General features: G+C 38.9%; 17 protein-coding genes and 1 pseudogene. 9 read left to right on the plus strand and 9 right to left on the minus strand.

All coding sequences use genetic code 11. The features are described from left to right. Positions 1–40 precede the first annotated feature (40 nt). Entirely contained in the window at positions 41–649 is a 609-nt protein-coding gene (locus HWQ23_RS05150; protein WP_292824522.1) for a hypothetical protein, read from the minus strand. Beyond that, positions 646–1,419 carry a response regulator transcription factor RpaB gene (rpaB, locus tag HWQ23_RS05155; RefSeq protein WP_292824525.1) on the minus strand — a complete coding sequence of 258 codons (774 nt, stop codon included), beginning with the start codon at positions 1,417–1,419 and terminating at the stop codon, positions 646–648. The genes HWQ23_RS05150 and rpaB overlap by 4 nt, the downstream gene beginning before the upstream one ends. 276 nt (positions 1,420–1,695) lie before the next feature. On the opposite strand from rpaB, the gene HWQ23_RS05160 reads away from it, so the two are divergent. Beyond that, the gene (locus HWQ23_RS05160; RefSeq protein ID WP_292824528.1) at positions 1,696–1,983 is read left to right on the plus strand and encodes a hypothetical protein; all 288 of its coding nucleotides are present in this window, start codon (positions 1,696–1,698) and stop codon (positions 1,981–1,983) included. Between the two features lie 191 nt (positions 1,984–2,174). Here the strand turns inward: HWQ23_RS05160 and HWQ23_RS05165 are convergent, their stop codons facing one another. After that, the gene (locus HWQ23_RS05165; RefSeq protein ID WP_292824531.1) at positions 2,175–2,408 is read right to left on the minus strand and encodes a hypothetical protein; all 234 of its coding nucleotides are present in this window, start codon (positions 2,406–2,408) and stop codon (positions 2,175–2,177) included. Between the two features lie 142 nt (positions 2,409–2,550). Continuing rightward, positions 2,551–3,009, minus strand: a complete 459-nt coding sequence (locus tag HWQ23_RS05170) for a double zinc ribbon domain-containing protein (RefSeq protein WP_292824534.1) — start codon at positions 3,007–3,009, stop codon at positions 2,551–2,553. A gap of 93 nt (positions 3,010–3,102) precedes the next feature. On the opposite strand from HWQ23_RS05170, the gene HWQ23_RS05175 reads away from it, so the two are divergent. Next, entirely contained in the window at positions 3,103–3,999 is an 897-nt protein-coding gene (locus tag HWQ23_RS05175; RefSeq protein ID WP_292824537.1) for a tyrosine-type recombinase/integrase, read from the plus strand. Positions 4,000–4,541: 542 nt separating this feature from the next. On the opposite strand, the gene HWQ23_RS33580 is transcribed toward HWQ23_RS05175, so the two are convergent. Continuing rightward, positions 4,542–4,664, minus strand: a complete 123-nt coding sequence (locus HWQ23_RS33580; protein ID WP_472850384.1) for a transposase-like zinc-binding domain-containing protein — start codon at positions 4,662–4,664, stop codon at positions 4,542–4,544. Between the two features lie 447 nt (positions 4,665–5,111). On the opposite strand from HWQ23_RS33580, the gene HWQ23_RS05185 reads away from it, so the two are divergent. Together HWQ23_RS05185 and HWQ23_RS05190 are read left to right on the plus strand one after the other, a co-directional pair. Continuing rightward, positions 5,112–5,834: a hypothetical protein gene (locus tag HWQ23_RS05185; protein ID WP_292824543.1), complete on the plus strand. Its 723-nt coding sequence runs from the start codon at positions 5,112–5,114 to the stop codon at positions 5,832–5,834. Positions 5,835–6,637: 803 nt separating this feature from the next. Further along, positions 6,638–8,395 carry a ShlB/FhaC/HecB family hemolysin secretion/activation protein gene (locus HWQ23_RS05190; RefSeq protein WP_292824546.1) on the plus strand — a complete coding sequence of 586 codons (1,758 nt, stop codon included), beginning with the start codon at positions 6,638–6,640 and terminating at the stop codon, positions 8,393–8,395. A gap of 207 nt (positions 8,396–8,602) precedes the next feature. Here HWQ23_RS05190 and HWQ23_RS05195 read toward each other — a convergent pair whose 3' ends face one another. Further along, entirely contained in the window at positions 8,603–9,946 is a 1,344-nt protein-coding gene (locus HWQ23_RS05195; RefSeq protein WP_292824549.1) for a cytochrome P450, read from the minus strand. A 100-nt stretch (positions 9,947–10,046) separates the two neighbouring features. On the opposite strand from HWQ23_RS05195, the gene HWQ23_RS05200 reads away from it, so the two are divergent. Next, on the plus strand, positions 10,047–12,614 hold the full coding sequence (locus HWQ23_RS05200) for a two-partner secretion domain-containing protein (RefSeq protein ID WP_292824552.1): 2,568 nt from the start codon (positions 10,047–10,049) through the stop codon (positions 12,612–12,614). A 13-nt stretch (positions 12,615–12,627) separates the two neighbouring features. Further along, positions 12,628–13,407, plus strand: a complete 780-nt coding sequence (locus tag HWQ23_RS05205; RefSeq protein WP_292824555.1) for a tetratricopeptide repeat protein — start codon at positions 12,628–12,630, stop codon at positions 13,405–13,407. On the opposite strand, the gene HWQ23_RS05210 is transcribed toward HWQ23_RS05205, so the two are convergent. From HWQ23_RS05210 to HWQ23_RS33380, 3 genes and pseudogenes are all read right to left on the minus strand, one after another. Continuing rightward, positions 13,357–14,211 carry a hypothetical protein gene (locus HWQ23_RS05210; RefSeq protein ID WP_292824558.1) on the minus strand — a complete coding sequence of 285 codons (855 nt, stop codon included), beginning with the start codon at positions 14,209–14,211 and terminating at the stop codon, positions 13,357–13,359. The genes HWQ23_RS05205 and HWQ23_RS05210 overlap by 51 nt on opposite strands. 126 nt (positions 14,212–14,337) lie before the next feature. Further along, positions 14,338–15,990, minus strand: a complete 1,653-nt coding sequence (locus HWQ23_RS05215) for a protein kinase domain-containing protein (RefSeq protein WP_292824626.1) — start codon at positions 15,988–15,990, stop codon at positions 14,338–14,340. A gap of 141 nt (positions 15,991–16,131) precedes the next feature. Continuing rightward, positions 16,132–16,203, minus strand: a pseudogene (locus tag HWQ23_RS33380) (4-Cys prefix domain-containing protein); the annotation flags it as partial. Positions 16,204–16,978: 775 nt separating this feature from the next. Here HWQ23_RS33380 and HWQ23_RS05220 point away from each other — a divergent pair. From HWQ23_RS05220 to HWQ23_RS05230, 3 genes are all read left to right on the plus strand, one after another. Then, complete coding sequence (locus tag HWQ23_RS05220; protein WP_292824561.1) at positions 16,979–18,490, plus strand: helix-turn-helix domain-containing protein; 1,512 nt, start codon at positions 16,979–16,981, stop codon at positions 18,488–18,490. A gap of 11 nt (positions 18,491–18,501) precedes the next feature. Continuing rightward, the gene (locus tag HWQ23_RS05225; protein ID WP_292824564.1) at positions 18,502–18,816 is read left to right on the plus strand and encodes a fertility inhibition FinO-like protein; all 315 of its coding nucleotides are present in this window, start codon (positions 18,502–18,504) and stop codon (positions 18,814–18,816) included. Between the two features lie 678 nt (positions 18,817–19,494). Continuing rightward, entirely contained in the window at positions 19,495–21,066 is a 1,572-nt protein-coding gene (locus tag HWQ23_RS05230; protein WP_292824567.1) for a hypothetical protein, read from the plus strand. Positions 21,067–21,560: the final 494 nt, after the last annotated feature.

The raw sequence follows: 21,560 nt of genomic DNA on the forward strand, positions 1-21,560 counted from the left end.
CTGTCCTGGGGGAATTACTATGGTGCTCTTTATTTTTTATTTATAAACACCCTCTAAGACCCAGAAGGAATAGATGAATAACATCGACTACAGTACTTATTTCTTGGAGTTCAGCATGTACAGTCTTGTAGAGCCGTATTAGATGCGTCTTGCCATTTGGTTTCCTACGAATGAGTTTTAAAACTTGAACGGGTAATATGCCCGATGAGCCCGCGTAAATTGTCTCTGGAAACCACTGAATTGATTCAATTTCATTGAGAAAATAGTCTTTCTTATAATGCCAGAACAGATAGGTATACTTGATTGTTAAAAGATGACTATTACAGTCAAAGATAATAGTTCTAACTGGGAGATGAAAGTCTGCAATCGTCATAGCGAATAGAAAGCACCCACAAATAATTAGTGCTATGGAACTAAAATAATAAAGCGCAGGAGAAGCTACGATCTGATATATTGATTCCACAGCTTTTTGACTCAGACCAAATATTGTCCATTTTTTTAATGTAGAGATTAATAAAAAGTAAATAGCAACATAAATAAAAAGGACTATTATTTTGGCATCAAAATTTCTTCTTTCTTCCTTGATGACAAGTCGATTGGGTGTTGTTTCTAAAATTTTCAACATTTTGACTGATAATTTCTTCTTCAATCCTGCTCTGAATCAATAATTCGTGGGAAAAAATAACCGCTACCTCTTGCTGTAATAATGAATTCTGGGTCGTTGGGATCGGATTCTACCTTTGTCCGCAATCGTGAAATATGCACATCTACCACACGGGTGTCTGTATTCATCTCTGGTACAAAGCCCCACAATTGCTGTAATATTTCAACCCTTGAAAAAATCTTTCCCGAATGATTCACTAACAACTCTAATAAGCTAAACTCCACACCTGTCAACCGAATGCGTTGCTCATTTTTATGAACTTGCCGCTTACTTGCATCGATTTTGAGATTGCCCACATGGATTATAAGAGAGTTAGAAATAATATTGATACTGGTTTTGTGGGAGCGCCGTTTTAGTACACAGGCAATTCGAGCTTCTAGTTCCTTGGGTGAGAAAGGTTTCGCCATATAGTCATCAGCACCTAGCTCCAGTCCAGTGATTCGGTCTGCTACATCTCCTAAAGCTGTGAGCATAATAATTGGCACATCTGACTCTTTCCGTAATTCTTGACAGACACCATAACCATCTAGTTTTGGCATCATTACATCCAAAACTATTAAGTCAGGAGTTTCTCGATGAAAGGCTGACAAAGCTTCTTCGCCATCACTAGCTGTAACTACACTGTAGCCAATCATCTCAAGACGCGTCTGTAAAATCCGGCGGATGCTGGCTTCGTCATCTACTACCAGGATTTTTCCTTTCTCACCTGATAAGTTTTTCAACGCTGTTCCTCCACAGCGAGAACTATTAACCATCCATTATCTGCTTATTAGGAGTCAAAAACGCAAAACAATCTTGAAGTACAGTCATGAGGAAAGAAGCGATCGCTTAATACTTGCATCTGTGCAACAGATTATGCTGGGGCATCTACCCGAAAACAAATTTGTACACAATTAATAAATTCTTCAATAAGGGACTCGTATTTCCCATAGATTTGGTGTACCTTGTTAATTCTGTGCAAATTATTAATACCTACCTTCCCCAACTTTAGCCATCCAAATTTTAAGCCAATGCCTTTGAGGGAACAGCCAATGAATACTTTTAATCATATAGATACCAAGAAGATCATCAAAAAATCCGACAAGCTTACCCTGAGACAGATGAAGTTAATTGAAGAAGCAGAAGACCAACTTCAAGAAGCTAATACTGTCAAATATACAGCTCCTGTGGTTGAAGAAAAACCAGTAATCGCTCCAGAGCCTAGAATTCCTGACTATATTCCATTCTTTGACAATCCTCCAGTACAATCTGTGGGCAACTCTGGCTGGCAGATTTCTGACATTTGGCGGGATATCCGGGTGGATGATTTTTGTGGGTGATACCAGGGCGAAGATAGGCGCAAAAGAATATATTTCTCTTGTGGTGTACGTAACATCTGCTTATACAGCAGGTTTCAAGTCTGCTTGTGCCAAATTTCGCAATTGTCGTTGGTTGATCGCTATTGGAATTTGCCGACCATTGGTCGGCACTTTTGAAGATTATCATAAACCACTCTTAAAGACACTACTTTTTAAAATGTGATTAGTTCACAACCAATTAGCAATTCGTTGTATACAGTTAGTTGCTGTGTTTTTAAGTGGTTTGGCAATGAATCGTCATCAAAGGTTAAAGTAACAATATGAGTATTTTTGAGACTAATAGATGATTTGCTGATATCGGTTATTGCCGCGCTCATGCCGCTTCGAGTACCGATCAGATACTTCACCGATTGCCCGATCTTTAACTCTGCTGCCGGAATAGCCATAAATGTTAAAAGTGTACTTCAAGAGTAGCCTGGTTGGATGCGACCGTTGCTCCCATGTTGGGCATGGGTTTTATTAAAGGCGCACAACTGCGTCAATTGCTGTATCAATAGTTCCCTTTACGGATAATGATTTTAAAAATTTTCAAGCCACATCAGAATTAACAGACTCCTTATAGGGAAAACCACAGTAAGGACAGAAGCGGAATTTCACCGACGTAATCGGTTCGTTACACCTGGCACAACTATTACGTAACCCAGTCCCGCACAGAAAACAGAACTTGGAGCGTGGCGACAACCAAATATCTTCAAGTGTTGTTCCAGGCTGCCAACAGTGGGGACAAAATTTGATCACATCTGATGTCCCAAGAGCAACCCCACGGACAACCGCATCCAGGTACTCAGATGGAACCTGCAATGCAATTGCTAACCCACGCTGACTTTTGCTATTAAGCTTAGTCGTCATCCCTCGTTCAATCTTACCTAAACTTTGAAGATGAATTCCGGCTTTTAGCGCCAGTTCAGTTTGACTTAATGAAAGGCTGGTGCGTATTCTTTTAACGTACTCTGCCAGCGATTCTTGGGGTTGAGGGGTATTGTCCATGATAAAGTATGTATTAAAATATGTGTTTATTTATTTTACTTAAATATTTTTTTTGAAATCGTACACTGCTTATAACCTAAAAAATAGTAAAATATGACAACTACATTAGCACAAGTTGCTACAGCATTCCTCTCACGAGATGGACTAGCTATTAGTACACTTAAATCTTACGAGCAAACGCTACTATCTTTGCTCAAAGAACACGGCAAAACACCTGTAGAATTAGTAGACCGTCAACTACTTAAGGATTATCTCCAAAGCTTAGATGATTTAAACTACACAACCCATAATCGTCATCAAGCGATAATCAGCGCTCTGTTTAACTTTGCTGTAGATGAAGGCTACATTCAATCCAACCCAGCCAGCCGTTTAAATCGGAGGAAACCAGAACGAGAACGGGGAGAACACAAGACAGACGAAGTAATACGCTATCTCACGCCATCACAGCTAGATATTTTATATCACTTAGTAAAAAAATCTAATGCCAGACTGGAGACGATAGTCCGCTTGCTGCATCGGAGTGGAGCCAGGATTGGAGAATTACTCTCCTTAGAGTTAGCACACATAAATATGGAGCAACGCAAGTTTCAAGTTGTAGGTAAAGGTAACAAACAACGCTGGTGTTTTTATAGTAAAGATGCAGAAATTGCTTTACAAGACTATATCAAATATTATCGCCACTTCGCATCTAGGGCATTATTTACCGCCCAGCACCCAACGACCAAAGTTATAACGCCAGTAAGTTATGAAGCAGTTCTGGCAGACTGGCGAAAAGTAATTAACCAAAGCCATGATTTGAAAGGCATTCGGCTGCATGACCTGCGGCATACCTTTGCCACTGAACGGGTTGGACTAATGGCGATTGAGGAGCTACGGGCGCTGATGGGGCATGAAAATATCCAAACTACCTTGCGCTACCAGAAAATCACATCGTCACGGGCGGAATCAGTAGCTAAGTCAGCTTTAGATAACTTGGTAAATAATATATAATTTGTTTTTTATTATGTGTAGCGATTGCTTAGTAAAGTATTGCTTATTTAAGTCATAACAGAGTATAGACAATACTCCGCATCAACAAAATCAGAGATCACGAAACAAAACTCATAAAATCTGTATTTTTGCAAGTTTTTTAATAAAACTTTGCATTTAGGAAAAAAGCTTTATGTTTAAAACCGTACTGCGTCCCGCTACGCGCTAACGCCTGCAAGTGGCGCGTACTCCTACGTCCAAGCAAGCTACGCGCTAGCGTCTCGTCAGAGAAACAGTTCTTGTATCCCAAGGTAGATAGAAACCCTCTGCCCGTTGTGTCGGGCTTGATCAAAAAGCGAATGGGCGAAAAAGCGAGCTTGTACTGAGCTTTTCCTGAGCGTAGTCGTTCGCGGTAGCGTCTTTGAAGGAGAAGGGCGCAGCCGAAGTATTGCAAATTGCTTTCATCCCCCGTTCTTGTTGGCGAATTTAAAATTCAATCAGGCGATCGCTATAAACCGGAAGTGAAAAATTGTTTTAACCCGTGTATTCCTCTTCTGAGTACCCTACGAGCGATCGGCGTTGAGGCAGACTCCACAATCCTTGCAGCGATAGCATTGTTTACCCCGACGATGCCCGTTTTTGGATAACTGTTGCGATTGGCAATCGGGGCATATCATTACTTTCATTACATGGCTCAACTGATTGTCCCCTATATACGATAAGAACCATTGGTTCCCAACAAATAAGCTGCACAACCAAGAGTTAGCTAGATTCTAGGAACCATTAGTTCCCAACAGATAAGCTACATAACCGAGAGTTAACTGGATTCTAGGAACCATTGGTTCCCAACAGATAGAAATTCCCCTCTCTGTGCCCCTCAAGGACTTCTGCACAAGTGCAATCCCTACCCTGCCTACCCTTCAGCTTCACAAGCGTGCCATTCAACAGTTATCAGTTACCAGTTTTACTGCACGAAAAGATAACTGTTCACTGTTCACTGATTCAATTCTGACTCCTGACTCAATTTCAGCTTATTCTAGAAATTACCCTCTTTAAATCAGTCAACAGTTATCAATTATCTGTTATCGCGGTTTCTGACTGATAACTGACAACTGACAACTGACAACTGACTAATGCTTGATTATTTGACAGCAAATATTGCCTTTTGGATGACTTTATTTGGAGTACAAGAGTCTTTGTTAGAATTACGCCTGGGTTATCTCGGTCGCTACTGGTTTCTTGCGATTAGCGCTAGCTTATTTATCGGCTTTTTGCTCTCTGCTCTGGTTACTGTGCCACTAATCATTAACTTGACAGTAGATCCCTTCACTTTCCCAGGTAATCTGATTCTGTCTGGAATTGCTGCTTTCATCTTTGGTGTGATTCTCACTTCTTCACAGTGGCTGATACTTCGTCAAACCGAGATGACACCGAGAGTTTTTGCACTAATCAATACAGTTGTTGGAATTTTTGTCTACTTTCTACTTGTGTGGATCAATGAAGGTACTTTGGAGTGGAGCGGTAATCCCATTCAGGGCTGGAAAACTGCCCTCGTCTTTTTAGCTGGTGGCGCAATTACCGGAGCAACGACAGGCAAGGCTTTGGATTTCTACTGTGGGCAAGTGGAGCGGCGATTAATTCAGCTTGAAAGAGACAGGGTAGAAAGAGAAACAAGAGAGAGAGAACGAATAGAAAGAGAACGAATAGAAAGAGAAAATCTTGAAAGAGACAATCTTGAAAGGGAAGCCCTAGAAAGAAAAAGGATCTCAAGAGAAATCGCTTTGGAGGAAGAAAGAAAGTGGTATGAAGAACATGGCGATGATGATTTCGATTATGAGGATGAAGACGAGGATTGAAGAATACCCTGTTTTACTTGCACTGTTAACGCTCTCCATTATCTGTGTTGGTACGAGTTCTGGCGGGAGCACTACTGACAAATATCGCAGGGCAAACAGACAACCAAAAGGCCCCATCAGTTATTTTCTTTCTGCCCAAGGAACTCCCTAAGCCTGGAGTCGGCTGGGAAATTACCACAACTTCCGCCAAGGCAAACAGGCATTAACTGAAATCTTAATTAAGATATCATGTTATTTGCTGGTTATAAAATATTTTTGTCTTTTGATGCCCACATTCAGGTACAGAGATTAAATATATCCCTGAAAACGACAATCTTCTTGGGCAAGATTGGGGTACTGCCGAGAGCCAATAGGGTTTTTTCTTGATATTTACTCTCACATTGCTTAAGTTCAATGTCAGAGGATGTTTGAAAAGTCTTCCAGCATGTGTTTCACTACCCTGGCTACCGAGAAATTGCTACGAGAGAATAGGAGTTTTGGGATTTGAGATCGTGCCCCTGAGTTCCACTTGAGGCTCAAGCTGACCCTTTTCAAACAACCTCTCATAACCCCGATCTTCACTGGCGTAGACTTTCCTCTTGTGAGAGTTTTTTCTTATAAAAAGAATCAATTTTTAGATTGGTCAGACATGAAGAATACATCAGCAAAGCAAATATTGCTCCGCAGCAATGCGTCGGAATCATTTTTCATGTCGTGTTTCAACAACTACTTGGAAGCAGTGGAAGAAGAATTTTTTCTATTGAATTATGAGGACTAACGAGTGTATTCTATTTTGATAAGTTCCCGATTGATGTTCCCCATTAATGACCGCTAACTTCCCTAGAAAAATTTCTGCTCTGGGACTATTTGTATTACTTAACAGTATAGTTTACAAACCATTAAAAGCACAGGTTCCAGCACGCCCTCCTACAATCCCTCAAGTTATCCCTAGAGATATCCAACCACCTTCGACTGCCCCTCTGCCAACACCACAACCACAGCGATTGCCTCCACCTCAACAAATACTCCCGCCTTCTAACTTAAGTCCTAATCCTGAAGAGCAGTTTCCTGACGCAACTAAAGAAACTTTCATCGTGAAACGGTTTGAAATTCTTGATGGCACAGTTTTTAGTCAAATTGAGCTAGATAAACTTCTTGAAGAATTCATCAATCGCCCGATCACACTCAATGATTTGTATCAGGCACGACAGAAAATTACTGATCTCTACATCAGTAAAGACTACATTTTGTGTGGTGCTTATATTCCACCTCAAAAAATCCGGTCTGGTATCGTTAAGATTCAAATTGTCGAAACTAAGCTCAGGGATATCGAAATCAAAGGTACACAACGCTTAAACAAGAGTTATATTCGTAGTCGTATAGCAGCAGCAAACAATGGCCCTCTCAATCAACAGCGTTTGCTAAAGTCATTGCAACTGTTAAAGCTCAATCCTTTAATTCAAAACTTATCTGCTAATTTACAACCTGGGAATCTTCCTGAGCAGATTAAGCTAGTTGTAGAAGTTGTTGAGGCAAAAACCTTTAGTACCCAAGTAATTCTTGACAATGGACGATCCCCTAGTGTTGGCAGTTTCCAGCGCCGAATACAACTAAATGAAGCTAACTTACTGGGACTAGGAGATAGTTTAAGTGTCGGTTACAGCAATACTGATGCTAGCAACTTTTTTTATGGCAGTTACACGCTACCCCTCAATCCCAAAAACGGAACCCTCTCTTTTAACTATGGAACTGGCAACAGCAGTGTTATCGAACATCCTTTCGATACCTTAAATATCAAATCTGCTTCCCGATATTATGAACTAATATTGCGCCAACCAATATTTCAATCCCCTACTGAAGAATTGACTTTGGGTTTAACTGCCTCTCGACGAGAAAGCGAGGCCGATTATGCTCCACTAGGAAAACAAATTCCTTTTCCTCAATTAGGAGCTAACGACCAAGGAAAGACCAGAGTATCCGCATTGCGATTTTTTCAAGAATGGATTACTCGTGGCAGTACTCAAGTCTTTGCAGTGCGATCGCAATTTAACTTGGGGGTAGATGCATTTAATGCCACAGTTAATCAAGATGCTCCTGATAGTCGTTTTTTTTCTTGGCAAGGGCAAGCGCAGTGGTTAAGATTATTAGCTCCTGACACCTTACTATTATTTGGTTTCAATACTCAATTAGCGACTAGATCCCTTGTACCTTTAGAACAGTTTAGTCTGGGTGGAATTGAAAGTGTACGTGGCTATCGTCAAGATTTACTGCTAGCTGATAATGGTATTTTCGCTTCGGCTGAGGTACAAATTCCAGTACTTCGCATACCTAAGATAAACGGGATGTTGCAACTTATTCCATTTACTGATTTTGGTGTAGTCTGGAATAATTCAGTAAGCACAACTGCTAACACCAATAGCCCTAATACTCTTGCTTCCATTGGACTGGGATTACGATGGTCGCAGGATGTCAACTTTACCGCTCGTATTGACTACGGCATTCCTCTTGTATCTGTTGACCAGCCAGATCAAACATGGCAGGAAAATGGACTGTATTTTTATTTCCAATACAATAATTTTTAAGCTTGATCCACACACATCCCTTAAATTCTCCAAAATTAATCTTGGCTAAAGTTACGGTTTTTAATCAGACCTATTGATTTACTTCTACATCTGAAATGAAACACAATAGCAACCTTCATAGTTATTTTAAAGACGTTAAAAGTTTACATCCTGATTTGGTTGAATGCACAAATAAAGATATTCCTAAAGAAATAAATTTAGATTCTATTAACGCACTCCAGTTACTACCATTTCAAAATTACTAGGAGGTACCATAAGAATTCCACGTCGAATAGGCTTAATAGGAGAGGTCGTAATTAACCTTAATTTCAAACGCGACAGCATAGTTGCCAATACGAGTTTAATCTCAAGCTGCGCTAAAGCTGCGCCAACACATCGGTGATTGCCACCACCAAAAGGCAAGTATTCGTAAGGAGAAAATTGACGCTCCAAAAAGCGTTCGGGATTAAAACGTTTGGGTTCTGGGTATACTTCTTTTCTTTGATGAGCTAAGTAAATTGAAACATTCACAATTGTTTGAGGTTCAAGCTGATAACCTCCAATCTCCATAGGCTTTTGTACAACCCGTGTAAAGGCATTTAAGGCAATTGGATAAAGACGCAATGTTTCAGAGCAAACTGCGCTGAGATAAGGTAGCCGAGAAATTTCGCTCTTATCTTTAGTAGAGGCGAAACAGTTAAGTTCAGATAAAAGGCTTCTTTGAACTTCTGGCAAGTAGTGACTCCAGTACAATGCCCAAGAAATAGCAGATGCAGTAGTTTCGTATCCAGCGAATATTAATGTCAATAAGCAATCACGAAGCTCAATGTCTGTCATTGATTTACCAAACTCGTCCTGTGCCTCCATAAGCATACTCAGAATGTCTTTATAGGGAGAATTATTTTGTATTGCCCGTTCAGCAATCAGAGTATACACCACTTGATCTAACTGCTCTATTTGATGCATTAAATTTGCCTGTGGACTCCATATTCCCGAATCCTTTTGAACTCTAGAGAACAATAGCATAAAAATAGAACTCAAAGGATTATCAAAAAGCTCAAACAGCGAGTTAAGCATCTCTCGCAGTTTATTGTAATATTTACCCGTTTGCAATCCAAACACAACATTAAGGATGACACGCAAAGAAATTTCCTTCATGACTGAGTGAACTACAAAAAACTTTCCGGGAGCTAACTGGCTTATTACTTCTTCAGTAATCTCACAAATAACCTGACTATACAGACGCATTCGTTCTGAATGAAAAGGAGGCAATAACATTCGTCTTTGATGTTGATGGCGTTCATTGCCAAGAAAAATAATAGAATTTTCTCCTAATAATAGTTTCATAAAATCACTATTTTGAATAGAACTAAGATCCTCTAGAGAGGATGTAAAAATTTTTTGAATGGCTTCTGGACTGCTAAAGTAAATAAGAGCAGGAAGTTCGTTTCCTCTAAGTCTAAAAACACTACCATAGTCCTCAGACCAGGCATCTAAAGTCTCTAATGGGCGAAGTAAAAACTGAATATTCTGTAATAAAGGTGAGGTTTTTGGGCCATCAGGTAGATACATAAAAATATATTTTAAATTTACAAAAAATATTTTATCATATAATTAGTAGCTTTATATGCTAATTTTTCATAACTGCCATTAATAGGCTTTAAACTTGATTATGAACATTTTTTCTATCCGTAACTTAATGGTATCTATTTTGATATTTCATCCTTTTTATTTACCTATTCTTTCTGTTTCAGCCCAAATAGTTCCAGACAAAACACTACCTGTTAATTCGCTTGTTACCCCTGAAGGAAGGAACAATATAATCGAAGGGGGAAGTCAGGCAGGAAGCAATTTATACCACAGCTTTGACCAGTTTTCTGTTCTTACTGGAGACACTGCTTTTTTCAATAATCCTGTAAATATTAAAAATATTATTACTCGTGTAACAGGTGGTTCCGCCTCGAAAATTGATGGATTAATTAAGGCTAATGGGAGTGCAAATTTATTCTTTATTAACCCCAATGGAATTTTCTTTGGTCACAATGCACATCTAATTATTGGTGGTTCTTTTATAGCCAGTACTGCCAACAGCATCAATTTTCCTAATGACATTCAATTTAGCGCTAAAACTCTTGAGAACACTCCACTATTAAGTGTGAATGTTCCTATAGGGTTAGAGTATGGTGGTAATTCATCAGGATCAATTAATGTCCAGGGTCCTGGACACAGCCAGGTTATATACGGTAATCAGGTAGCTGCTTCAATTACCTTATTAGGAGCAGGAGAAAGTCAAAATGGTCTGCGTTCACAACCTGGTAAAACTTTAGCTCTAATAGGAGGTGATGTTTTATTTGATGGTGGACTAGTAACTGCTCCTTCTGGACAAGTTGAAATAGGTGCTGTTGACACTGGGATAGTTAATTTTACTTTTAATAATTCGGGTTTAAATTTAGATTACAAAGGAATAAATGGCTTTAAAAATATTAATTTCATTAAGCAATCTTTGTTGGACGCTAGTGGTTTTCTGCCAGGATATATTTCTGTTCAAGGTAAAAATATAAATTTTACAGATGGTTCATTAGCTTTGATTGCAAATCTCGGAACTTTTAGTTCAGGAGCTATACGTGTAAAGGCAACTGACACTTTAGATTTAACAGGAATAACATCTTTTAATATACAACCTTTTCTCAGTGCGACAAGAATTAATCGAGGTATTATTACTTCAACTAATTCTGGCAGAGGAGCGGATATTATCATTTCAGCATCAAAAATAATTGCTCAAGACTCAGAAATAATTACTCCTCTAACTTTTGGTAATGGTAATAGTGGAAATTTAACTATAGATGCTTCCGAAAAAGTAGTAATTCGTAGTGTAGCAGTTAATGAAAGTTCTGGAGTTGCTTCTGCGTTAGGGACTATAACTTACGGTTCTGGGAACGCAGGCGATGTAATATTATCGACCAAAGAATTATTAATTGAAGATGGAGGAAGCTTAGAATCTTTGACTTTTGGTGATGGCAGAGGAGGTAAGGTAACTGTAAATGCTTCTGAGCTTTTAAAAATTTCCGGTGGTCATCCTAACTTCGTGTTACTAGCTTACGGAACACCACCTATTCCTACTTTTTCGGCAAGCAATATAACCTCTCTCTCCGTTTCTGCTGGTGATGCTGGTGATCTAAGTATTAATACAAGACGATTGATTGTTGAAAACGGAGCTGGAATTGCAGCATCGGGGCTAAAAAGTGGTAATTCTGGTACTGTAAATATTAATGCCCTTGAATCTGTTAATATTAATGGTTCAAGTTCAGTTAATCCTTCTTTAAACCGTAGCAAAATAACTTCCTCTGTAGGTACTGGCGACCCTTTTGTAAGCTACATATACAATCTCAAGCAACCATCTGATGCTTTGTCTGGAAACATTTTTATCAAAACAGGAAACTTAAATTTAGAAAATAATGCTCAAGTTGAAGTTAGAAATGATAGTACAAAAAATGCTGGGATAGTGACAGTTATTGCAAATTCTATTAGCTTAGATAATCAAGCAGGAATAACTGCTTCAACTAAAAATGGTCAAGGTGGTAATATCAATTTGCGAACTAAAGTTTTGAATTTATATGACAACAGCTTTATTTCTGCAACCGCAGGTGGTATCGGGAATGGGGGTAACATTACTACCAATGCAGATATTATAAATGTTTTGGAAAATAGTCGGATTACAGCTGATGCTTATAAGGGACGTGGTGGTAACATTCAGATTAATTCTCAAGGATTTTTTGCTTCTCGTGACAGCCAATTTACAGCCAGTTCCGAGTTAGGAATTAATGGCAATGTCCAATTTAACATTTTAAACGATAATATTGTACCTCCTAAAGCAGTAGCAGAAACAATTCAATTACCTCCTGAGATTATTTCAGCTTGCCAAGGAAATTCCCGCAACGCAGCTAGTAAGTTTGTAATTATTGGAACTGGTAATCTCCCACGTAGTTATAAAACCCAAGTATCTAACAATAGTGGATGGCACGCTAATTCTGCTGCTATAGCCCCAACTTCTAACAATTTAGACAAACAAAGCTTACCAAATAATGAAATTAAACCAATTGTAGAAGCACAATCAGTGTTGATAGAACCATCAGGGGAAGTCAATTTATTAGCGTCTAGCAATCAGGTTGCTGCTGTTGCTTCACAGTTGCCTAAAAGTGCTTGCTTTGCTATAAATTCTACATCCAAATTATTTCCATAAACCAGAGCGATAAGTGAAAATTACTAGACGTAGATATTTATTTTGCAGTGTTGCAGGTTTCCTTATTGCAGTCAGCAAACCATCTCGGCTGATGGCTCAAAATGTCAATAAAATCACCGAACAAGCAGAACTTTTGACTGAAAAGGGGCATGAGCTATTAAATCAAGGTAAGTATTTGGAGGCGCTGGAGGCTTGGAAAGAAGCCACTAACATTTATCGTCAACTCCACTTCGATGAAGGCATTGCTGGAAATTTAATCAACCAGAATCTTGCGCTACAAGGGTTAGGCTTGTATCTTAATGCTTGCGATGTGCTTTTATCAGCTTTAAAAATGGATACTTGGAGATATTTTCCAACACTTAATGCGCCTGATAAATCTAGCAAAAAAGCACTTTATACTGCAATCTATCAAGTTAAACCAACCCCAGTAAATTTGTTAGGATTACAAAACTTGGGAGATATTTTACGTTTGCTCGGTAAGTTAGATGAATCAGAAATAGTTTTAAAAGAAACTTTGTCAATGGCTCAACAGATGACACTCAATGCAGATATTAGTTCAATTCTTCTCTCATTGGGAGATACTAAACAGTCAATGTATGAACGTTCGATCGTAGAGTATAGGTGGATAGGAGAACTATTGTTCCAAAAAGACACTGTTACTAAAATTCAGAAAAATGCGTTAATATCGCTTGACTATTACCAACAGGTAAATAACACAACAAACGCTCCAATAGCTATAAAACTACAAGCTCGTCGGGTTTTGGCTTCCTGCTGCCACTCTTGCTTTCAATGACTCAATCGTTTCATTTAAAAGATTTCTTGCCATAAACACAGCATCTAAATCCCATATTGCAGCTTCATCTGGAGGTAAATTTAATTCTTTAATCTGCTTTATCCTTTCTGCGAAAGCATCTTGTTCTTCTTGCCTCAAAACACTAACTACTAACGTTTCAGAGGAACTAATGGGAGTATCGCCTACATTAGCAAGGACGGTAAATTTATAAGTATTAAAAAATTGCAATTCTTTTTGTTCTTTTGGATAGGGTAGTGCAGTAATAGTTTTATCTACTGTCTTCTCCCAGTAAAACTCATAACCGCTAACAACTACTGTGTAACTAGTAGCTTGAGGTACAGCATACCAAGAAATTACAGGTCTGGTACTCAACATTGAACTGCCATAGGGACTAATTAGCATTGGTACATTTGTTGGGCCTTTAATGCCGTCACATTCAGTTGGGTTCAATCCCGTACATAGCCTTACTCTGTCGTGCGGTAGCCTACATTTATCTTCAATATCGAAAATGCTACTTTGTTTAAAATCTAGAAATTCTCCGTTCAAGTAACATAAAGTATTAACTGTTCGTCCATTCATTGGAGTAATGCGATCTCCTGAACACAATAAGCTATTTACTCGCCAGCGAACATCGCTCACGCTAGTAACTCGACCAATAACCTTACACCTACGTTTTGCTTCTGGCTTTCCCTGACCCCACGCATTACTCCAACCGAGAAGAAGTATCGTTGAGGCAACTACTAAAATTTGGAAGATGTAGATTTTTCTCCCAATTTTGTTCTTTTGTCTGTGTGTACTCAGCATCAAAAATTTTATATAGCTATATGTAAGTTAATAGCATACAAGAATTAAAGAGATAAAAAAAGGTGTTTAGACTTTTAAGTTTGAATAATATTTTGTTACTATTGAAACCTATTAAATTCAAGAAGCTTAATCTTCAATTAAATTAGGAGCTTTTTGTCTAATTCTTTCTATTATTTCGGCTCGCCAGATGAAAACCTCTGGTTCTCTAGATTCAGTTAGCAAACAGGCTTCCCAGGAAAGCCAAGAGTTATCAAAATCACCTAAAACTCCCTGCACTTTTGCCAGCAAACAGTGGGTAGATGTTCTTTGGATATCTAATTCTTTCGCTTTCTCTAAATATCGCTTCGCCTCGCTATATTTCTTCTGTTCAAATTTTGCCCAACCTAAATTTTTATACAAAACTGCTTGCCATCTGGAATTTGTAGTTTTTTGTAGTCCTTGTTGGGCGAGAGAAATTGCTGTATTATAATCACCTTGTAGAATTTTTACTCTAGATAAATTATTGATAGCAATTATCGCTTGTCTATTAATTTTTATGGCTAACTGGTATTGTTGCTCCGCTAAATCATATTTCATTCGTTCATCGTAGTAAGTTCCCAATCCATAATGCCCTTCCCAATTATCAGAGGTTAACTTAAAAGCCTTTTCATAACTATCTATTACACACTGAGAATCTTGTAATTGTTTACACACAATGCCTAAATTATTATATGATTCTACATTTGTGTCATTATATTTAATTGCTAATTCATAGTATCTTTTAGCTAATTCTAGACTCTTCGTACTACGAAGTCCTTTTTCAAAATAAAATTTGGAAATTGTGTATCTGGCTTGAGGATTAATTTTTATAGCTGAGTCAAAAAACTCTTGTGCGGTCTGAAAATTATTTGCTGCCTCAGCCTTCTCCCCTTGAGACAGTAAATATTTAGCTCTTAGTGGTAATAATACTTTGAAAGTCACAAGGACTGTCAAAATCATAAATCCAATTACTGCGCTGACTCTGAACGTTTTAGACTTCGTTACTCTATAAATTTTATTTTGCTGAGGAAGTATTTTTAACCGTTGCAGGATAACTTCAGTACTTTGCGGACGTTGCCCTGGTAAAGGAGCCGTCAACTCATCAATAAAATCAGCAAAAGGTTTGTCAATTTGCGGTGCTTTGTTTCTCCATATTAATCTTCCTGTCTGTTTATCCGTAGGTAAATCGATTAGTTGAATTGCAGTAAGTAGATGGACAAAAGTACGACCCAAAGCATAAAAATCTGATTGCGGTACTGCCTGTCCATCAGTTTGTTCTGGCGGAGAGTAACGAGGTGTGCCAACAGATGTAATTTCATATTTTCCTCCTCTAGACGTGCTGTCTCCTCCACTTCCGCTTATTTTAGCTAAGTAAGTACTAGTCACTCGCCGTGCTACACCAAAATCCACTAACGCTAATTGACCATTTGACTGGAGAATTATATTAGAAGGTTTAATATCTCTATGAAAAAAATTAGCACGGTGTACTGCGGCAAGAATTTCAACTAATTCTTTTAGCCATTCTAATGCTTTAGATTGCAAAATACGCCCATTAGATTCTATCCATTGCTCTAAATTCTGTCCCTCGATTTTATCCATAACCAAGCAATGTAAGGTTAAAGAACTATTGACAGGAACAAAAGTGAAAAAGTCATCTAAGGTACTTTTGGGAATATTTGAATGATGGATTAGCCGTAAACTAAGAGATTCCCGCTCGATTAACTCAACCAGTTTCGGCGAGTTCAATTTCAGAACTTTCATGACTCGCTGCTTGCGGACGGGATTCCATTGAGTACCAGCGTCCTCCACTTCAAAAACTTCAGTATAGCTGAATGGATTTTCATTTAGCGGTCTTAATGGCTTAATCAAGCGGATACGGTTATTAATTAGCAGCGAAGTACCACAAAAAAGACATTCTTCAATGTCTTTAGGATTTTGACGTTGCTCGCATAGGGGATTTATACAGTAACTCACATTCGCAGGAGGATAGCCAGATATAAACTACCTACCCTAAATCTAGTCTTTCTTCCTATCAACGATAATGTAAGTGAAGATTTAAAATTTTGAGTAGTCATTTTCAATAAAGAAAGTATAGTTTCTATCTTATTAATAAAGAATAACTAGGAAAGTTGTTAATATTTGTGTATTGGTGGTAATTTAACAGCAGCATTTAAAGTAATTCATTTGATAACTGCTACTGTGATCTAGTGTAAGCGTTCAGGGGGTGCAAAAAAGAGGAAAAACAGCCCCCAAAATAAACTAATAAAATTAAGCAGCTTTCAATAACTCAGTATCATCAGAACAAGTAGTAACTTCTGGAAGCAAAGAAGGCGCAGTTTTACAACCACGAGAAGCAACAACAATGCAACAAGAGCCACTACTCTTACTCCATAACCACTTGGGTTCACATCTAAGCGTAATGTTGCACGAGTCATAGCCCCGCATTCATTGCAAGTCATGGCCTTTTTTAACGATCACACTTCTACCCCCTGAACGGTTACGATCTAGTGACGGCAGTAGTTTTATTAACTACTTTTTCAAGATGCACGTAAGTAATGATTCTACTCTATCTTTCGTCCCCTTTGCATAATTGGTGACTTGAGTTATTATTTGTTTGGAGCAAACAGCTATTAAGTAGATAAATCAAGTATTACTGAGTTATATTTGATACTAATGGTTGGCGGCTGCATTGAGAAAAAGCGTATGGGGTTGGTCGCTTGATCGCTTGAACAACAGAATGAGTATAACTATGGATTCTAATGCTGTCCAGATACTAAAATCACCAGTCTATTCTCCCCTTGCTTCAAAGAAACAAGAGCTTTTAGGGCAAAAACACTCTTCTGTGACAGTAAGTTTTGATGAAACTTTAGTAATAGTTAATGATTTAGTGCTTGCCAAAAGAGGTAGATACTTATCTCAACCAGAGATACTTATTATGAGGGGAGCGTGGCATAACCGTGAGTTTGTAGAGATAGCAGAAAATTCAGCTTATAGCGTCAATTACTTACAACGAGGCGTAGCTACTCGGTTATGGGATATACTCACAAAAACAATTGGAAATGGCAAGCGAGTTACTAAAAAGAATGTACGGAATTTTTTAGAGCAAGTTGCACAAGAGTATTATGCTCAATCTGCTTTTACTAGTGAAGAGAAAAGCTCCCCTGTCAAAAATTGGATACAAATTCTAGGAAGTAAACCTCCTGAGATATCAAGTTTTTATGGACGTGCAGGAGAATTATCTTGCTTAAAAGAATTAATAATAAAGCAACGCTGCGTATCGTTAGTAGGGGTAGCAGGCATTGGTAAAACTGCATTAGCTGCAAAGCTAATACAAGATATTAGTGTAGAATCAAAACCCAAATTTGATTGCATAATTTGGAAATCAGTTGCCCATGCACCACTGTTTCAAGACTTTATAGCCGAGCTAATAGAGGTAATCCAACCTTTAGAGCCTAAGCTAGACTCACCTAGATTTACTCAAGCAATGGTTTCAGCATTGATCGAGCAGATGCAATCGCGCCGATGTCTTTTGGTATTGGATGAATCTGATTCCTTGTTTGAAACAACTAATTTAGAGCAACACCTAGAGTACAAACTATTTTTTCGCAGATTAATAGAGGAAATGGATCAAAGTTGCTTGCTCTTAACTAATAGAGTCTTTCCTGATGAATTTGAGGATCTTATAATAGCAGGACGTCCTATTCAATATCTAAAAATAAAAGGTTTAGAGACTGATCCTGCAATGCAACTTCTATTTGATCAAGGATTGGATGACGAAGAGAAATGCAACGAATTAATTAAAATTTACTACGGTAATCCTTTAGAGCTAAAGACGGTAGTTACCAGAATTCACCACTTTTTTGGCGGAAGTGTTCAAAAGTTTTTTGAAAATAGAACTACGCTTTTCAGTAGCCAATTTCAAGCAATGCTTGATAAAGCCTTTGGTTACTTATTAAGTAAAATTCAACAACAAATTATGATTTATCTAGCAGAAGAGTTAACTTTAAACTCAAAACCTGTTAAACTTACTAGCTTATTAAATGGCTTGAATCAAAAGGAATCAATATCGTTATCAATATCAGATTTAATTACAGCATTAGAAGGGTTGGAAAAGCAGTTTTTAATTGAAACTATTAAGGATTCTGCTTCTGAAGAAAGTAGTTTTACTCTTCAACCTATAGTCAAAAAATATATTAGGAAAAATATACCAGGACTGGTGCATACATCTAATGCTTCACCAGAATTAGCGCTCACATTTTAACAGAGGTAGCTATGATTGCAGGCAAATTAGAAATCACAATTAAAATCAATGAACTGCCACAACCCAAGATCGTAGAGAATGCTTGGCAGCAGTTTGACGTAGACTGTGACGGACGCATCACAGCAATCACAGTTAAACCAAAGATTTACAAGAAACTGACTAATGTAACCAGTAATTACCCACAATTGGTAGCAGCGATCGCTGGCAAACTTAGTCAGTCAACTGAGCATGGGTTCATGTTAGAAGAACCTAGCATACAAGTTTTCTTTTCGCAAGCCCAAGTCAGAAACAACCTCTGCCTTCGGTGCTGCTTCTTGAAAAAGTGATTACCCAACTAGGGTAAGCTGGAACCAATACTGATAAATATGGAGGAGTCAAACACAAAGTTGCAGAATCTGGCTACATACGGAAAGACGACAAGTTATGTAAAATCAAGCTAATTGATAGGAGGTATGAAGGTGAAAATACAACACTACGAGAATTTAACGCACAAAGCGCCACTAAGGAGTAGCGCTTCGTGCGTGGCTTAAATTTCATATAACCTCAGAGCGGGGTTGATCTCGAAGGAACAAAATCAGTGGTCGTTAAAGTTTGGCGACTAAGATTACCACTAAAAATGTCCGACTGAGTTTATCCGCGCTGCTTCCCCTATTGTACAGGGGTTGTTACCAGAACGTCGAATTTTTGGTGGCAAATTTTGGCTATTAAAATTCTTCAAGTTTGGGAAATGTTAAATTTAATTAATAAATATCCCGAATTTTGTAGTTAAAAGCAGTAGCAGCGCGAGTAACAGTTATCAGTTATCAATTGGAATTTACAGTCCTTGATAACTGTCAACTGTTGACTGATAACTGATACAACCCCCTCTGAAGCTTGTCAACCAAGTTATCAGGGGAAAATATCGTGAAAAATGACTTATGCCCAATACACCTTAGTGTCGGGATTAAGGTGACATCAAAATTTGTTTCAAGCCTCTCTCCTTATGATAATGACGGGAGAGAAATATGCTGACACTAGATAGAGAAACCAAATCAGAACTTCATTACGATGATCTCAACAGCAGTATCAAAGACACCTTCGCTACCATAGATCGATTTGAGCTGCAAGCAGTAGAACAAATTCGCCTCATGCATGACGAGCAGATGTACAGAATCGCTGGGTACAAAAACTTCTCAGAATATTGCCAAGGCGAATTGCATATATATGGCGGCTATCGGCGTATAAATCAACTCTTAGGAGCATCAAAAGTTATTGTTGCAGCAGGGGAGTTGGGGTCACAGATTAAAAATGAGCGCCAAGCCCGTCCTCTTTTGAGGTTAGCCAAAGAACCAGAAAAACTTATTGCTGCGATAAGACTGGCTTTAGAATCAAACCCAGAGCCTAGCGAATCAGATTTCGCAGCTGCGGCTAATATTGTTGCTCCCTTGCCAAGAGTAAGAAAGCCATTCCATCAGGAACCATTGGTTCCCAAAAATGTCATCACAATTTCATCACCATCACATCCCCGTTATGGAGAATCAGGAGTAATTGAGGCTTCGGCTCCGAATAATTCGCAGCAGATTGTCACCTTCAGCGATGGTGAAAGGCTGCTGGTAAACAACACTGATTTGGATGCCGCAATTGTGTCCGAATCGACTGAGCGTACATATCCTCAAGAATATGCCGAAGCTTTAGCAGCACTCAAAGAGCAACACAAGCTTGAGTTAGAGCGCCTAGAGCAGGAATTGAGAATTGGACTACAAGCAGAAGTGTCAGCTAGAGCCGAAGCTCAAGTAAGTGAGCAAATCCAATCCTTGCAACAACTGTACAACCAGCAAAAGGAGCAGAATATCCAGTTGCAGCAACGATTAGATGAAATGGAAGGGTTGAGAAAGCTCGATATTGAGAATCAGCAACTCCACCAACGTATCCAAGAATTAGAACACGCACTAGTTGAGCGCCCTCAACAGCAGTGGGGGAATACCATGACCCAACAGGCTACCAAAGTTTTGAACAAGCAGGTAAAAGAAGCGTTAGAAAAAACCATTGATTTGCGAACTCTTGCTCTTGAACCACCCAAAGAAAATGCGACTGAATGTCTACGCCTCATGGGCATGGCACTGAAAAACCTAAGCGTTGCTATGAACAATACTCAAGCTCTTGAGGCGGCGGCTCTCATTTTGGGTACTAGTCCCACACAGTCAGCGATCGCAATCAGGACGGAGCAATTACAACTATTACCTGTGGCTATTAGGGAAATTAGGCAAGTACTTGCACGTATTGAGTTTACATGGCTTGACTTTTGGGCTGTGGCACAGAAATACGAGGTGATAAAAGCAGACTACTGGGCTGAACTTACTACCTCAGAAAAAGAACTGATTTCTGCCCTGCAATCCGAAGCGAATGTTCCTTTAACGATTCAAGTTGGTTCCATTGTTTGCCATGCTGATCCAAATCATCCCTTATATATAGCGAAAGGAAAAGTTGTCCAGGATTTAGGTGAGCAAGTAGTCGTGGCATGGGATAACTCTCAGGATGAACCGAAAAACACCTCCATATACAACAAATACGAGTTGCGGTTACGCGATCGCAATTAAATCAGTGAACAGTTATCACAGTAACTCTCAAAGGAGTTTGACCAATTATTCCTTGATGGTACAGAGGAAGTAAATTCATTTATGGATAGATAAATTTTAAACCTTGCTTGGTTCAGAGCAAGCGGATTTATCCTGGGGCATTAATTGCGTTAGCGACGCGCAAAGCGAGTCCGCGATAGCGACGCTCCTGCGTCGCGTCATGGGCGAAAAAGCGAACTTGTACTGAGCTTGTCCTGAGCTGTGTCGTTCGCGGTAGCGTCTCCGAAGAGAAGGGCGCAGCCTCTCCAAGAGTTGTATTGCGAATTGTGCTGACCCCGACTGCTCCCATCAATGAACAGTTATCACAGACGATTTTCTTAACTGATAACTATTGATGCGGCGCTTACCCTGTTATGTTCACGCTCATTGCAGAACGAATTGAACAAGAAAGGCAGAAGTTCTCTTGCTGAGGGCAGAAGGTAGAGTTTCAGCGCTAAATCCTTACGTTCTGGCGA

The sequence above is a fragment of the Nostoc sp. JL33 genome (assembly GCF_017114985.1).
Taxonomy (GTDB): Bacteria; Cyanobacteriota; Cyanobacteriia; order Cyanobacteriales; family Nostocaceae; genus Nostoc.

Coding starts and splice junctions, on each gene's coding strand:
- rpaB (WP_292824525.1), bottom strand. CDS start 1,419: ATGGTTAATAGTTCTCGCTGTGGAGGAACAGCGTTGAAAAACTTATCA.
- HWQ23_RS05160 (WP_292824528.1), top strand. CDS start 1,696: ATGAATACTTTTAATCATATAGATACCAAGAAGATCATCAAAAAATCC.
- HWQ23_RS05165 (WP_292824531.1), bottom strand. CDS start 2,408: ATGGCTATTCCGGCAGCAGAGTTAAAGATCGGGCAATCGGTGAAGTAT.
- HWQ23_RS05170 (WP_292824534.1), bottom strand. CDS start 3,009: ATGGACAATACCCCTCAACCCCAAGAATCGCTGGCAGAGTACGTTAAA.
- HWQ23_RS05175 (WP_292824537.1), top strand. CDS start 3,103: ATGACAACTACATTAGCACAAGTTGCTACAGCATTCCTCTCACGAGAT.
- HWQ23_RS33580 (WP_472850384.1), bottom strand. CDS start 4,664: ATGAAAGTAATGATATGCCCCGATTGCCAATCGCAACAGTTATCCAAA.
- HWQ23_RS05185 (WP_292824543.1), top strand. CDS start 5,112: ATGCTTGATTATTTGACAGCAAATATTGCCTTTTGGATGACTTTATTT.
- HWQ23_RS05190 (WP_292824546.1), top strand. CDS start 6,638: ATGACCGCTAACTTCCCTAGAAAAATTTCTGCTCTGGGACTATTTGTA.
- HWQ23_RS05195 (WP_292824549.1), bottom strand. CDS start 9,946: ATGTATCTACCTGATGGCCCAAAAACCTCACCTTTATTACAGAATATT.
- HWQ23_RS05200 (WP_292824552.1), top strand. CDS start 10,047: ATGAACATTTTTTCTATCCGTAACTTAATGGTATCTATTTTGATATTT.
- HWQ23_RS05210 (WP_292824558.1), bottom strand. CDS start 14,211: ATGCTGAGTACACACAGACAAAAGAACAAAATTGGGAGAAAAATCTAC.
- HWQ23_RS05215 (WP_292824626.1), bottom strand. CDS start 15,990: ATGAAAGTTCTGAAATTGAACTCGCCGAAACTGGTTGAGTTAATCGAG.
- HWQ23_RS05220 (WP_292824561.1), top strand. CDS start 16,979: ATGGATTCTAATGCTGTCCAGATACTAAAATCACCAGTCTATTCTCCC.
- HWQ23_RS05225 (WP_292824564.1), top strand. CDS start 18,502: ATGATTGCAGGCAAATTAGAAATCACAATTAAAATCAATGAACTGCCA.
- HWQ23_RS05230 (WP_292824567.1), top strand. CDS start 19,495: ATGCTGACACTAGATAGAGAAACCAAATCAGAACTTCATTACGATGAT.